The organism is Streptomyces sp. NPDC048288 (assembly GCF_043201555.1).
Taxonomy (GTDB): Bacteria; Actinomycetota; Actinomycetes; order Streptomycetales; family Streptomycetaceae; genus Streptomyces.
In genome coordinates this window covers 1-13697 of record NZ_JBICZD010000012.1, presented here as the reverse complement: position 1 = coordinate 13697, position 13697 = coordinate 1, and the positions used below count along the sequence as shown (strand labels likewise).

At 70.9% G+C, this 13697-nt stretch carries 15 protein-coding genes; 11 read left to right on the top strand and 4 right to left on the bottom strand.

The features are described from left to right. The first annotated feature begins 59 nt into the window (after window positions 1-59). Window positions 60-890, top strand: coding sequence for an IclR family transcriptional regulator (locus ACGFZS_RS36280; RefSeq protein WP_393798673.1), 831 nt, complete (start codon window positions 60-62; stop codon window positions 888-890). Between the two features lie 260 nt (window positions 891-1150). On the opposite strand, the gene ACGFZS_RS36275 is transcribed toward ACGFZS_RS36280, so the two are convergent. Further along, complete coding sequence (locus ACGFZS_RS36275; RefSeq protein ID WP_393798672.1) at window positions 1151-1900, bottom strand: IclR family transcriptional regulator C-terminal domain-containing protein; 750 nt, start codon at window positions 1898-1900, stop codon at window positions 1151-1153. A 657-nt stretch (window positions 1901-2557) separates the two neighbouring features. Between ACGFZS_RS36275 and ACGFZS_RS36270 the strand changes: the two genes are divergently transcribed. Beyond that, the gene (locus ACGFZS_RS36270; protein ID WP_362323837.1) at window positions 2558-3028 is read left to right on the top strand and encodes an Lrp/AsnC family transcriptional regulator; all 471 of its coding nucleotides are present in this window, start codon (window positions 2558-2560) and stop codon (window positions 3026-3028) included. A gap of 35 nt (window positions 3029-3063) precedes the next feature. On the opposite strand, the gene ACGFZS_RS36265 is transcribed toward ACGFZS_RS36270, so the two are convergent. Continuing rightward, entirely contained in the window at window positions 3064-3549 is a 486-nt protein-coding gene (locus ACGFZS_RS36265; RefSeq protein WP_362579192.1) for an Lrp/AsnC family transcriptional regulator, read from the bottom strand. A 247-nt stretch (window positions 3550-3796) separates the two neighbouring features. Here ACGFZS_RS36265 and ACGFZS_RS36260 point away from each other — a divergent pair, with 247 nt between their 5' ends. From ACGFZS_RS36260 to ACGFZS_RS36230, 7 genes are all read left to right on the top strand, one after another. Next, entirely contained in the window at window positions 3797-4711 is a 915-nt protein-coding gene (locus tag ACGFZS_RS36260) for an ABC transporter permease (protein WP_393798671.1), read from the top strand. Continuing rightward, window positions 4708-5514, top strand: a complete 807-nt coding sequence (locus ACGFZS_RS36255; protein WP_393798670.1) for an ABC transporter permease — start codon at window positions 4708-4710, stop codon at window positions 5512-5514. The genes ACGFZS_RS36260 and ACGFZS_RS36255 overlap by 4 nt, the downstream gene beginning before the upstream one ends. Window positions 5515-5642: 128 nt before the next feature. After that, window positions 5643-6695, top strand: a complete 1053-nt coding sequence (locus tag ACGFZS_RS36250; RefSeq protein WP_393798669.1) for a PotD/PotF family extracellular solute-binding protein — start codon at window positions 5643-5645, stop codon at window positions 6693-6695. Between the two features lies 1 nt (window position 6696). Then, window positions 6697-7773, top strand: coding sequence for an ABC transporter ATP-binding protein (locus ACGFZS_RS36245; RefSeq protein WP_393798668.1), 1077 nt, complete (start codon window positions 6697-6699; stop codon window positions 7771-7773). 88 nt (window positions 7774-7861) lie between these two features. Further along, a complete protein-coding gene (locus ACGFZS_RS36240) occupies window positions 7862-8653 on the top strand; it encodes a carbon-nitrogen hydrolase family protein (RefSeq protein ID WP_393798667.1) in 792 nt (263 codons plus the stop codon). A gap of 6 nt (window positions 8654-8659) precedes the next feature. Continuing rightward, window positions 8660-9352 carry an RraA family protein gene (locus ACGFZS_RS36235; protein WP_393798666.1) on the top strand — a complete coding sequence of 231 codons (693 nt, stop codon included), beginning with the start codon at window positions 8660-8662 and terminating at the stop codon, window positions 9350-9352. A gap of 50 nt (window positions 9353-9402) precedes the next feature. Continuing rightward, entirely contained in the window at window positions 9403-10128 is a 726-nt protein-coding gene (locus ACGFZS_RS36230; RefSeq protein WP_393798665.1) for a 3-keto-5-aminohexanoate cleavage protein, read from the top strand. A gap of 522 nt (window positions 10129-10650) precedes the next feature. Here the strand turns inward: ACGFZS_RS36230 and ACGFZS_RS36225 are convergent. After that, window positions 10651-11115, bottom strand: a complete 465-nt coding sequence (locus ACGFZS_RS36225; RefSeq protein ID WP_393798664.1) for a ricin-type beta-trefoil lectin domain protein — start codon at window positions 11113-11115, stop codon at window positions 10651-10653. Between the two features lie 223 nt (window positions 11116-11338). Here ACGFZS_RS36225 and ACGFZS_RS36220 point away from each other — a divergent pair, with 223 nt between their 5' ends. After that, a complete protein-coding gene (locus tag ACGFZS_RS36220) occupies window positions 11339-11482 on the top strand; it encodes a hypothetical protein (RefSeq protein WP_393798663.1) in 144 nt (47 codons plus the stop codon). Window positions 11483-11549: 67 nt separating this feature from the next. Here the strand turns inward: ACGFZS_RS36220 and ACGFZS_RS36215 are convergent, their stop codons facing one another. Further along, window positions 11550-12476, bottom strand: coding sequence for an NADP-dependent oxidoreductase (locus ACGFZS_RS36215; protein ID WP_393798662.1), 927 nt, complete (start codon window positions 12474-12476; stop codon window positions 11550-11552). Between the two features lie 50 nt (window positions 12477-12526). Here ACGFZS_RS36215 and ACGFZS_RS36210 point away from each other — a divergent pair, with 50 nt between their 5' ends. Beyond that, a complete protein-coding gene (locus ACGFZS_RS36210) occupies window positions 12527-13162 on the top strand; it encodes a TetR/AcrR family transcriptional regulator (protein WP_393798661.1) in 636 nt (211 codons plus the stop codon). Window positions 13163-13697 lie beyond the last annotated feature (535 nt).

Sequence of the window (13697 nt, the reverse complement as noted above, 5' to 3'; positions counted from 1 at the left end):
ATGTGCGCGCAACGAGGGCGCGCGGCGGTGCCACGGCCCGGCGCTATGCTCGGCCCGCGATGACCACCGACAGCAGCCTCAAACGCGGCCTGGCCGTGCTCCGACTCTTCGCCGAGCACCCGTCGCAGGACCCGCGCGGCCACACCGCCGCCGAGGTCGCCGTGCTCCTGGGCCGCGAACGCAGCCAGGTCTCCCGCATCCTGCGGAGCCTGGAGACGGCCCGGTTCCTGCGCCGGGATCCCGCGTCGCTGCGCTACACCGTCGCCTGGGAGCTGTACGCCCGCGTCCAGCAGATCACCGAGGCACGGCTGCGCCGGGACGGCCGCACCGCACTGGAGGGGGTCGCCGCCGACACGGGGGAGTGCGCCTACCTGGGCGTCCTGCGCGGTGCCAGTTCCGTGACGATCCTGGAGTCGATGCCGCCCGCGCTGTCCTCGTTCGTCTCCTGGGTGGGCCGCGCCTATCCCGCCTACTGCAGCGACGCCGGCCAGGTCCTGCTGTTCGACGCCGACGACACGGAGGTCGCGTCCGTCCTCGCCCGCACCGCCTTCGTCCGGCACGGCCCCAACACCCCGGCCGACCTCACCGACTTCCTGACCCGGCTCGCCGCGGCCCGCGAGCGCGGCTACTCGATCGTCGACCAGGAGGCCGAGCCCGGCCTCTACTCGCTCGCCGCTCCGGTCAGAGACTTCCGCGGGGAGATCGTCGCCGCCGTACAGGTCGTCGGCCCCCGCCACCGCCTGGAGCCCACGACAGCCGCCTGCGCGGACTCGGTGGTCCGCTGGAGCACCTGGCTGACCGCGGCGCTGTGCTCGACGGAGGCGGAGGCGGAGGCGGAGAGGGACATGAAGGCTGAGACGGAGAGGGACACGGAGACGGACCAGGACTGAGCGTCCCTGGTTCAGCCGGCCCCGGCGGAGTCCGCTGGCACTGCCGAGGCCCGCCGAGGTTCGCCGAGGTTCGCCGGGGTCCACCGGCACCCGTCGGCACCCGCCGAGGCCCGCCAGGATCCACCGGCACCCGCCGAGGTTCACCGGGATCCACCGGCACCCGTCGGCACCCGCCGAGGCCCGCCGGGATCCACCGGTATCCAGCGCGACCCGCCGAGATCCGCTGGGACCCCTCGGGGTTCGCCGGGGCCCGTCGAGGCTCAGCCGAGGAGCGAGGCCAGTTGGGCCGCCGCGTCACTGATCGCGGTGATGATCTCGTCCCGGTCGTCCCTGGCCGCCGCGTGCGGTACGACCGCGCTGACCGCCGCCACGACGTCCCCGTGCGGATCCCGCACCGGCGCGGACACCTCCAGCACGTCCTCGTCGTACTCGCTCTCGCAGACCGCGACCCCGCGCCCGGCGTCCGTCGTGACCCGCGCCAGCAGATCGTCCACGGTCCGCGGCGCGTAGGGGCCGCCCGCCCCGATGAAGTCCTCGCCGCCGAGGAGCCGCGTGACCTCTTCCCGCGAGTGGTCGAAGAGCAGCGCCCGCCCCGCCCCGGTGCACCAGACCGGCGTCAGCCGCCCCGCCCGCGCCCAGGAGAACTCGGCCCAGGCCGCCAGCTCGGCCCGCACCGAGAGCACCATCGCCCCACAGAGCACGTCGACGTACGCGCACGCACCGAACCGGACCACCAGCCCCCGCAACAGCGCCCGGCTCTCCACCCCCCACGGACCGGCCCCGGCCGCGACGGCCAGCAGATCTGCCCCGGCGCGGAACTCGTGCCCGTCCCGGGCGAGGGTCCCGGTGCCGACCAGATCTCGCAGCAACCGCGACGCCTGTCCCTTGTCCAGCCCGCTCTCCTCCGCCAGCCGGACCACACCGGGCCCGCCTCGGCTGTCGAGCTCCCCGCGCACCACCCGCTCCACCAGCCCGAGCCCCCGGGGCAGTGCCCCCGTCGCCACGTCCATGCGCCGGATGCTACAGACGAAAGATCGCCGCCGCCCACGCCGTGGCTTTTCCCGAGTCGTCCCGTTCGCGACGCGAAGCAGCCGCCCGATCGCCTGGGCAGGTTCCGGCCGTCCGGCACAAAGGTGGAGGCGCCGAGTGGACGCAGCGCACACGGCCGCGTCGTCACCGCTGTCCACAGTGCCGCCACCTCCACCAGGAGGGGAGTGTCCGGCTGGTCTCGAACCGAGGAGGACGGCGCACGAGTGCCGTGGAGGAAAGAAGGCGGGGACCGGGGAAGGGCGGTTAGAGGACACGCCGTTCCACCGCGTACACGTCCTCGCGGCGCTCGCGCTGTCCGTCGCGTTCGTCGGGGTCCGCCTTCGGTATCGACCAGGGCCGGATCGGCTGGATGCTGTCCACGGTGCGGTGAGTCTCCGCGCTGCCCAGCGGTCACCACGATCGGCATGGGTTTCTGACCCTGCCCGACGGCCAGACGCAGCTTGGTGGTGAACCCGCCACGCGAACGTGGAATCGACGCTCAGGTCCCACGTGATCGCACCCTCGCGGCCGGTATTCGACGGGCACGTCCCGCCACGGAACACCGGTCCGGATGTGATGGCAGCGCGATTGTGGTGACTTCCGTGCGTCACGTACGGTCGGAGGGGAGGAGGCAGGTGTTGATCGACGATCTGGACCGCGGCATCATGAGCGCCCTCGCCCGCGACGGACGCACCCCGTACACCACGCTCGCCCGTGACCTCGCGGTGTCCGAGGCGACCGTACGGCAGCGGGTGGCGAGGCTGCAGGAGAGCGGCGCGCTGCGCATCGTGGCCCTGTGCAACCCCCTCACCCTGGGCCACCAGTCGGTGCGGCTGATGATCCGGGTCCGGGACCTGACGCCCCGCGCGGTCGCCAAGAGCCTGGCCGACATGCCGATGATCAACCATGTGGCGCTGGTCGCGGGCAGCCAGGACATCTTCCTGGAGGGCACCTGCCGGGACCAGCCGCAGCTCGTGCAGCTGCTGGACGAGATCCGGATGCTGCCGGGGGTGTCCCGGGTCCAGGTGCTGCTGCTTCTGGAGCTGTTCAAGGACTACTCCTGGAACGGCCTCAACAGCTCGGTCGGGCAGGCGGTCGCGGACGGCTGACCGGCCTTCGGCGCCTCACGGTCCTTCCCGGCGCTTCACCGGGGCAGGATGCGCTGGTCCGGCCCGGCCGGCACGTCCCGGAAGCCCGCCCACAGGTAGCTGTCCTTGACTACTTCCAGGACGGTGAGCGCCTCCGCGTGCGCCACGCCGTTGACCCGGCGGACCCGCTCGGTGAGCAGCTCCGAGAGGTGGGCCAGATCCCGGCAGCGCACGTCGAGGATGAGGTCGTACGGGCCGACACAGGACGCCACGTAGCGCACCTCCGGCATCCGGGACAGCTCGCGGGCGACCAGGACCACCGGGACGTGGTGCACCCGTACGGCGAGGTGCACCTCCATCTCGCCCACCCGCACCGCGTCGGTCATGCCCACCACCTGGATCGCGCCGCGCCGCCTCAGCCGCTGGAAGCGGGAGCGCACCGAGGCCTCCGACAGGCCGATGGCCCGGCCGATCTCACCGAACGACTTCCGGCCGTCCACCCTCAGCTGGTCGATGATCTGCCGGTCCAGGTCGTCGATCACGCCGGCACCTCCTTCTGTCCCGCTCCCCCCATCATCGCCCGGCGTCTTTTCGCGCCTGTTGCGAGATGCGTGGAATTCGGTCCCTGTTTCCACTGGATTCGATTTCAACAACCCTGTTCAGGCGGTTGCTCCCCAACGGATGCTAAGGGCCACGGCACGAACGGACGATCTTCCGGACGTGCGCAGACGATCCGAGGGAGGCCCCGCACATGCACGCACCGCCACCGCCCGCCGGCCGGAGGCCGCGGTGACCGTCACCGCCGCACCGCCGCCGTCGACCGTCACGGCGCGGCCCGCGGCGCGCGCCACCCGGCTGCGGCACCGCGCGATCACCTTCGCCCTGCTGGCCCCCGCGGGGCTGACGGTCGTGGCGCTGGTGCTCGTGCCCCTGGCCCTCGTGGTGCGCAACAGCTTCGCGACGGCGGACCCCTACGGTGGCATCCGCGGCGGGTTCACCCTCTCGAACTACACCGAGCTGTTCGACCCGGTCTATCTGAAGGTCTTCGGCTACAGCCTCGGCATGGCGGCCCTCAACACCGCCGTCTGTCTGGTGCTCGGCTACGTGGTGTCGTACTACCTGGCGGGCCGGCCGCCGCGGCGCCAGGGCCTGCTTCTGCTGCTGATCATCGTGCCGTTCTGGACCGACTTCCTGGTGCGGACCTTCGCCTGGATCAACCTGCTCAGCCCCGGCGGTCCGGTGAACGCGCTCACCGACGCCATCGGTCTGACCGACGGGCGGACGCAGTGGATCCCGAGCCAGGGTGCCTCCTTCGTGGGCCTCGTCTACGCCTTCCTGCCGACGGCGATCTTCCCGATCTACGCGACGCTGCGCGGGGTCGACCCCTCGCTCGGTGAGGCGGCCCGGGACCTGGGCTGCGGCTGGTGGCGGGTGCACACCCGGGTGCTGCTGCCGTTGGCGCGGCCGGGGCTGCTCGCCGCCGCGCTGCTCACGTTCATCCCGACGCTCGGCGTGTTCGTGATCCCCGTACTGCTCGGCGGTGGCAAGAACCAGCTGGTCGGGAACCTGATCGTCACGCTGTACACCGAGTTCCGCAACCAGCCGATGGGAGCCGCGGCCTCCGTGCTGCTGCTGGTTCTGATGATCGCGTCGGTGGCGGTGCTGGGCACCGCGGCGAACCGGCTGCGGAGGAGGACGTCATGAGCGCCCGCACCCGGCTCCCCGACACGGTGACCGCCTGGCTGGCCCGCGGTGTCATCGTCTTCCTCTACATCCCGATCGTGGTCGTGGTCGTCCTGTCGTTCAACGACTCGGATGTCACCTACAAGTGGGCGGGGTTCAGCACCCGCTGGTACGGGGTGCTCGCCCAGGACACCGATCTGCTCTCCGCGCTGCGGGTGAGCGCCGAGGCCGGCGTGATCTCCGCGACGCTGGCGACGGCGGGCGGGCTGTTCGCGGCGATGGGCATGGCCCGGCTGGGTCCGCGCGGCCGGGCGCTGTTCTCCGGCGGGCTGTTCCTGCCGCTGGTGATCCCGGAGATCGTGCTGGGCGTGGCCCTGCTGTCGGTGTTCGGCACCCTCAAGGCGACCCTGGGCCTGACCACACTGGTCCTCGGCCACCTGGTGGTCACCCTTCCCTACGCGGCGCTGATCGTGCTCGGTGCGCACCGGGCGCTCGACCCGGCTCTCGACGAGGCCGCCACCGACCTGGGCTGCGGTGCCTGGCAACGGTTCCGGCTGGTGACGGTGCCCCTGCTGAAACAGGCGCTGCTCGCCTCCTGGCTGCTGTGCTTCACGATCTCCTTCGGCAACATCGTGATGTCCACCTTCACCAGCGGGGTCGGTACCACCACCCTCCCGCTGCGCGTGTACTCGCTGCTGAAGACCGGGCTGACCCCGGAGATCAACGCACTGGGCACCCTGCTCGTGCTCTTCACCTTCGTGATCATCCTGGGCGCCGGCCTGCGGCAGACGCGCCGTGTCCTGACCGGCGACGGCCGCGACTGAACCACCGGCCGCGCGTCCCCTTCTCCCGCACCCGCACCCGCACCGTCGCGCCGTACGTCCGTCCTGCCTGCTCCGGTACGTCCCTGAAAGGCCTCGCCATGTCCCGTACCACAGTTTCGAGAACGCTCGTGGGCACCTCCGTCCTGACCGTCACCGCGCTGGTCGCCACCGCCTGCGGCGGCTCCGGCTCCACCACGGCCGCCTCCTCCGGCGGCGGCAAGGAGCTCCACCTCTACGCCTGGGCCGGGGAGATCCCCGACTCCGTGGTCAAGGGGTTCGAGAAGGAGACCGGCATCAAGGTCACCGTCGACACCTTCGACAGCAACGAGACCATGACGGCCAAGCTCAGCTCGGGCTCCTCGGGCTACGACCTGGTCGAGCCCAGCCAGTACACCGTGCAGCAGCTGATCGGGCAGCAGCTCATCGAGCCGCTGGACCACAGCGAGATCGAGGGGCTGGGCAACCTCGCCGAGAAGTTCCGCACCGCGTCCTACGACAAGGGCAACAAGTACAGCGTGCCGTGGATCTGGGGCACCACCGGCTTCGCCTACAACGACACCTGCATCAAGTCGGCGACCAGCTGGAAGACCCTGTTCGACAGCGCGTACAAGGGCAAGCTGTACATGCTCGACAACATGCTGGCCGCCTACATCGCGGGCCTCCAGGTCACCGGGCACCGCGCCACCAGCACCGACAAGGACCAGATCGCCGAGGCGACGGCGGCCCTGCAGAAGCAGAAGAAGATCCTCGCCGGCTACAACTCGACCAACTACCCGCAGCTGCTGTCGACCGGTCAGGCGTGCGCGGCGGAGGCGTGGAGCGGGACGGCGATGGCGAAGGTCGTGCAGTCCAACAAGCACGTCCACTACGTCATCCCCGAGGAGGGCGGCTCGATCTGGACCGACGGTCTGGCGATCCCGAAGGGCGCCAAGAACCTGACGTCGGCGTACAAGTTCATCAACTACCTGCTGCGTCCCGAGGTCGCCGCGAAGGCCACCGACGACGGCTCCTCCGCCAGCGCCAACCAGGCCGCCCGCAAGTACATCAAGGACACGGCCGCGCTGAGCAACCCGGCGATCTACGCTCCCGACTCCTCGATCGCCAAGGCCGACTTCCTGCTCGACCCGGGCACCGCGATGCAGTACTTCCAGCAGGGCTGGACCAAGGTGAAGGCGTCCTGACATGAGCACCAGCCCAACGGTTCCCGCCGTCCGGCTCTCCGGCGTCGGAAAGGTCTTCGGAGCCCAGCACGCGGTGCGGGACGTCACCCTCGACATCCGGCAGAACGAGTTCTTCTCGATCCTCGGCCCTTCCGGCTGCGGCAAGACCACCCTGATGCGCATGATCACCGGCTTCGAGGAGCCGTCCGAGGGCACGGTCGAACTCGGCGGTGTCCCGGCGACCGGCGTGCCGGCGCACAAGCGGGACCTGAACATGCTCTTCCAGAGCTACGCCCTCTTCCCGCACCTGAGCGTCGCCGACAACGTCGCCTTCGAGCTGAAGGTCCGCAAGCTGCGCCCGAAGGCCGAGATCAAGGGCGCGGTCACCGAGGCGCTCGCCCTGGTCCGGCTTGAGGGGTACGGCGACCGGGCCGTCTCCCAGCTCTCCGGCGGCCAGCGGCAGCGGGTGGCCATCGCCCGCGCGCTCATCGCCCGGCCCTCGCTGCTGCTGCTCGACGAGCCGCTGGGGGCCCTGGACAAGAAGCTGCGCGCCGAGATGCAGCTGGAGCTGAAGAAGATCCAGCGCGAGGTCGGGGTGACCTTCGTGACGGTCACCCACGACCAGGAGGAGGCGCTGACCATGTCCGACCGGATCGCCGTGATGAACGGCGGCCGGGTCGTGCAGGTCGACACTCCGGAAGGCGTCTACGAGCGGCCGGCCAGCCGGTTCGTCGCCTCCTTCATCGGCACCTCCAACTTCCTCACCGGCACGTGCGACGGCCGGGTGGTCGATGTGGGCGGGCTGGGCGCGCTGCCGGTCCCCGAGACCGACGTCACCGGGCAGGCGCATCTGTCGGTGCGCCCGGAGAACGTCGGGCTGTGCGCCGACGAGAACCTGCTGCCGTCCGGTCAGGCCGTCCTCAGGGGCACCCTCCAGCAGTCCGTCTACCTCGGCAGCGCCGTACGCCACCACCTCACGCTGGCCGACGGCTCGACCTTCGTCGCCGAGACCTCCTCCTCCGGCACGGCCGGCCTGTCCGCGGGCGGCCCCGCCTGGGCGCACTGGCGGCCGGAGGCCTCCCGGGTCCTGGCCGATTGACCGTCCCCGCTCCGGGGCGGGCGCCCCGCACGGCGCCCGCCCGGCACCCGCATCCCGCACCGACCCATTCCAGCAAGGAGATACGACCGTGAAGGTCGCCGCCGCCCAGTACGCCCCCACCGCCGACGTCGGCGCCAATCTGGAGGTCGTCGCGTCGATGACCGCTGAGGCTGCGGCCTCGGGGGCGGAACTCGTCGTCTTCCCCGAGGAGGCGATGATCCCCGCCGAGGCCGCGGGCAAGCCGCTGCACGCCACCGCCGAGGCCCACTGGCCCGGCTTCCTCGCCGGGCTGTCCCGGATCGCCGCCGAACACGGCGTCGCCGTCATCGCCGGCGGCTACGAGCCGAGCGGTGGTTCACTGCCGTACAACACCATCGCGGCCGTCTCCGCGGAGGGTGAACTCCTCGGCCGCTACCGCAAGATGCACCTGTACGACGCCTTCGACTACCGCGAGTCCAGCGAGGTGCAGCGCGGTGACGAGGGGCCGGTCGTGGTCCGCATCGGCGAGTTCAACGTCGGCCTGGTCAACTGCTACGACCTGCGCTTCCCCGAGTTCACCCGGGCGCTGGTCGAGATGGGCGCCGATCTGCTGTCGGTGTCGGCGGCGTGGGTGCGCGGTCCGCTCAAGGAGGACCACTGGACGACCCTGCTGCGCAGCCGGGCGATCGAGAACACCTGCTGGGTGGTGGCGGCCTCGCTGACCACGCCCGACTGTATCGGGATGAGCATGGCCGTCGACCCGCTGGGCGTGGTGCGTGCCGCGCTCGGCGAGGAGGAGCGGTCGCTGTTCGTCGTCGACGCGGACAAGCACCGTACCGACCGCGCCCGCACGGTGCTGCCCGTGCTCCGCAACCGTCGCATCATCATCGGCCCGAGGTGACCCGTCATGCCCCTGGACATTCGTGACCTGACCGAAGTACCCGCCCTCGACGAGGAGTTGGCGGCCCGCCTGGCCAGGGTGGACTTCCCCACCCTCGGCCACTACCTGGAGGAGGGGTTCTGCGATCCGGCGCTGCGCCGGGTGGCCGGCGCGGGGCGGCTGGTCGGCCGGGCCGTGACCGTACGGATCACCGCCACCGACTCGACGATGCTGCACCACGCGGCGGGCCTCGTCGGCCCCGGTGACGTGGTCGTCGTCGACTGCGGCGGCGACCGCCGGCACGCGCCGCTCGGCGAGGTCGTCGTGCACGCGCTGGCCGCCCGGGGCGCGGCCGGAGCCGTGGTGGACGGCGTGTGCACCGACATCGGCGCCCTGCGCGCGGTGGGGCTGCCGGTGTACGCGTACGGCACCTCGCTGCTGACCACCAAGCTGCACGGCATCGCCGACGGCTCCCTGGGCGCGCCCGTGCACTGCGGGGGCGTTCCGGTGCGCGTCGGCGACCTGGTCCTCGGTGACGAGAACGGCCTGCTCATCGCCCCGGCCGCGGCCCTCGCCGCCGTCGTGGACGAGGCGCTGGCCGACGACGCCGAGGAACCCGACCTCATCGCCGAGCTGCACCGGGGCCACCCCCTGGGCACGCTCACCGGAGCCACGCGCACCCTCGCGGACCTCCGGACCCCTTCCCCCACCTCCGCGTGATCCGGGCCCGTACCGGGCCCCGTACACCCAACCCCCAAGGAAACACACCCATGTTCCTCAAGGCAGCCATCAACGGTGGCCGGACCCGAGCCGAGCACCCGGCGGTCCCCGTGACGGCCGAGGAGATCGCCGTCGACACCGCGGCCGTCCTCGCGGCCGGCGCCGACATCGTCCACCTGCATGTCCGCACCCCCGACGGCGGGCAGACCATCGCCCCCGACGCGCTCGCGGAAGTGCTGCGCGCGGTCCGTTCCACGGCGCCGGGCGCGGTCGTCGGGACGACCACCGGGCTGTGGACCTGCTCGGGCCCCGAGGAGCGCTACGACCTGGTCAAGTCCTGGGAGATCCTGCCGGACTTCGCGTCGGTGGCGTTCTGCGAGGAGGGTGCGACCGAGACGGCCGCACTGGTCGTGGCCCGGGGCATGGTGCTGGAGAGCGCGGTGTGGAGCGTGGACGACGTGCCCGCGCTCCTGGCGTCGCCGACCCTCGCGGACAATGTGCGGATCCTGATCGAGCCGATGGACGAGGACCCGGACACGGCCGTCGACCACGCGCGCGCGATGGCCGCGATGATCCGCTCCGCGGGTGTCACCACTCCGCTCCTCTACCACGGCGAGGCGGCCACCACCTGGCCGGTACTGCGCGCCGCACTCGCCGACGGCCACCAGGTCCGCATCGGCTTCGAGGACGGCACCCTCCTCCCGGACGGCACGACCGCCCGGGACAACGCCGAACTCGTCGCCGCGGTGCTGAACCTGGCCGGCCAGTCGGTGTGAGCGAAGGAAGACAGCACCTCGGAAAGTCGCCGTGTACATCGTCAGGGCCTCGCGCCGCTCCATGAAGTGGACAATCACCCATCGCCCCTTGGCCGCCGCGATCAGGAGCGCGCCGGTCGTCGCCACCGACGGGCCGATCGGTCCGTCCGCCAGAAGCCAGGCGGAGGCGCAGGCCAGCAGCACGAGGGCGAGCCGGACGAGACGCACACGCGCGCGATGACGGTGGCGGTCTGCGACGCCGCCGCCACCCTCGCCAACCAGGCGTGCATCACTCCGCACCCCTGGCTCAGCCACGCCGACAGCCGAGCCCCGTGCCCGGATATCCATCGCTCCGGATTCCTCCCGAGCCCGGCTGTCGGAGGCAATGACGACCTGGCGGTTGTGGAGTAGCGGCAGACTCCACGACACCAGTCCGATCCCGTCGTCACAGCAAGCACTCGTCCGAGACGCCGCCCGACCAGGTAATGAGGACGCACCCCGGCCCCGTGCAACGGGCACTCGTTCAACCGCTTCGTCGAGGGCTCAGTAACCCAGCTTCCAGAGTTGGTTTCCGCCGCCGTTGCAGCCGAGCATGTAGGCGCTTCCACTGCTGTTGCTGTCCAGGCACAAACCTTCTTGGCGGGTCTTGAACTGCACTTGATCCCAGCCCGACCCAACTCCCCACCACGTCATGAGAGCGTCGGAAGCCGCACCCGGGTGGCAGTCGCTGGTGTAGGGATACCGCCCACCGGCCAGGTTCCCCCAGAAAAGGCAGCGACCGGTTGCCTGGTTCTTGACCTCGACAATGTCGTAGTCAATGTGACCGCGAAATGTCAGGGTCCAGGTTTGGTAGCTGTTTCCCTGCTGGCAGGGATTGGTGTAAACATTGCCAGAAGCGTCGCTGTCCAGACAGCGGCCGGTCGCCCAGTTGCGGAGGAAATTCGTCCCGATTACGTCACCGAGCGTCAGGGCGGAAGCGGAACTGGTGTTGGCGAAAGAGAACGCCATGGACAGACCGAGGGCGAGGGCGGCGCCCCATCCGCGACACACGAAACGCCCCGGAACCGAATTCCCGTCCGACCCATACACCTTGAGCGTGACCAACTTCAATTTCCGGACTTTCTACTTGAGGGGTGGTTGACCTCGATGTCCCGGAGTGGGCGTATGGACAAATCCAGCTTCGGTGAATTGATCGCCAAATGGCGATGAACTCGCCTGCAGCCACAAGACCGTGGAACAGCGCCTGACACGCCTGTTCCAGCGCACCGGCTGCCGCTCCCGGGCGGAACTCGCCGCCGCCTGGCTGAACGGCACCCTCACCCGCTCCAGCACTGCCGACGATCCGGCCCGCAGCGGCCCGGCAGACGCCCGCTGACCCGGTTGCCCTTGCGGACCGGTCCAGCCGGAGGAGACCCCGCCCGTGAAGATCCGCCGGACAGGCCCTACGGGGTGAGTACGATCTTTCCCCGCGCATGCCCGGTCTCGCTCAACAGATGGGCCGCTGCCGCGTCTTCAAGGGCGAAGGCGGCGGCCAGGGGCACGGTGAAGCGGCCCTGCTGCGCGAGGCCGGCGGCCTCGGCGAGCCCGTCGACGGCCTGCGGGTCCGCGCCGGGGCCGGCCGAGCGGGACAGGTGGACCCCGTACCTGGCCGCGTTCAGGTCGGCGATGGTCACCACCCGGTCCGGGCTTTCGACGAGGTCGACCAGGTCGGGCAGCGAACCCGAACCGGCGCAGTCCAGGACGGCGTCGACTCCGCCCAGTCCCAGGGCGCCGACCCGCTCGGCCGTGCCGGGCCCGTAGGCGATCGGTATCGCCCCCAACTCCGCTACGAACGCGTGATTACGGGAGCTCGCCGTACCGATGACGGTGGCGCCGCGAGCCGCCGCCAACTGGACGGCGACCGTGCCGACCCCGCCGGCCGCGCCCTCGATCAGCAGGACCGTGCCGGTGTCGGCCTTCAGCCGGTCGAGCGCGCGGGCGGCGGTCTCGATGTTCGCCGCCGCCGCGGCCTGTTCCCAGGTCAACGCGTCGGGCTTGGGCGCCCACACCGCCAGGACCGCGTACTCGGCGTTCGCACCGCCGAGCTCGGCGAGATCGACGATGCCGAACACCGCGTCTCCCACCTGGACACCGGTGACGCCCGGACCGACCTCGTCGACCACACCCGCGGCGTCCACGCCGAGCACATGGGGCAGCGCCACCGGCATCATCGTGCGCAACTGGCCCGCGCGGAGCCTGCAGTCGGCGGGAGTGACGCCGGAGGCCCTTACGGACACCCGGACACGGCCCGGCCCGGCGTGAGGTTCCGGCACGTCAGTCACCTCAAGGACACTCGCGGGACCGTATACGGAGAAGGTCAGTGCTCTCATGCAGCCGGACGCTAACGGAACACCCCGTCCGTTTGATTAAAGTGAGAGCGGTGACGAACCGTTTGCCTCACTCCCTGCGCTCGGACGCCCGGGACAACCGTGAACGCATCCTCGCCGTGACCCGGGCGCTGTTCGCCGCGCAGGGCCTGGATGTGCCGATGCGGGAGATCGCCCGGCGTGCCGAGGTGGGCCCGGCAACCCTCTACCGGCACTTCCCGACCAAGGAGGCACTGGTCACCGAGGTCTTCACCGAGGAGATGGCAGCCTGCACGGCCATCGTCGACGAGGGGCTGGCCGATCCGGATCCGTGGCGGGGCTTCTGCCGGATGATCGAGCAGGTGTGTGAACTGCACGCGCGGAACCGGGGCTTCACCGCGGCGTTCGTCTCGGCCTTCCCCCGCGCGCTCGACTTCGCCGCGCAACGGGAGCGGGCGCTGGGCAAGGTCGCCGAACTCGCCCGCCGGGCCGGCGCGACAGGCAGGCTGCGCCCGGACTTCGTCCTGGACGACCTGATCATGGTGCTCATGGCCAACAGCGGTATCCGAACCACCACGCAGGACCTTGCCGTGGCCGCCGCACGACGCTTCGCCGCCCTGCTGATCCAGGGCATGCGGGCCGAGCCGGCCATGCCCCCACTGCCACCCGCGGTTCGTCTGCCACTGACGGTGACGAACGTCCACCCATGACCCACAGGCCCCGGCGGACCGGCTGCACCCCGGGAATTGCCGCGGCCGTGAGGCTGACCGGCGGGTTCACCCTCCGGGCCTGCTCGCATCCCATGCCGTCCAGCGAGCCGCGGACCCGGAAAGCCATCTCCGCGATGCACCGGGCCGCCGGTCACGCCCATGACGGCCCGGGCTGCCTGAGACGGCCCCTCGTCGGCGGGAAACATGCTCGATCACCAGCGTCCGGGACAGCTTCGACTGGCCGGCGTACTCGACCCTCTTCGCGTTCGACCCGCTGACGCTGAAGGGGGAAGGCGGTCGACGCCTGCGCGGTGCTCTACCAGTACTTCCGGCCTCGCCCGGCCGCGCGGAACTGACCCGCAGCTTCCCGTACGGTCCCACCGGCCGCTCGGCAGTGTCCCGGTTGCGTCGGCCCACTCGCGTCAGGTTTCCCTGCGTTTAGACGCCATTTCATTTGGTGAGTCGGCGGTGACATATGAGGGTCGCGGCGATGGCGGTGAAGGCGAGGAAGTGTTCCGGCTTGCGCTCGTAGCGG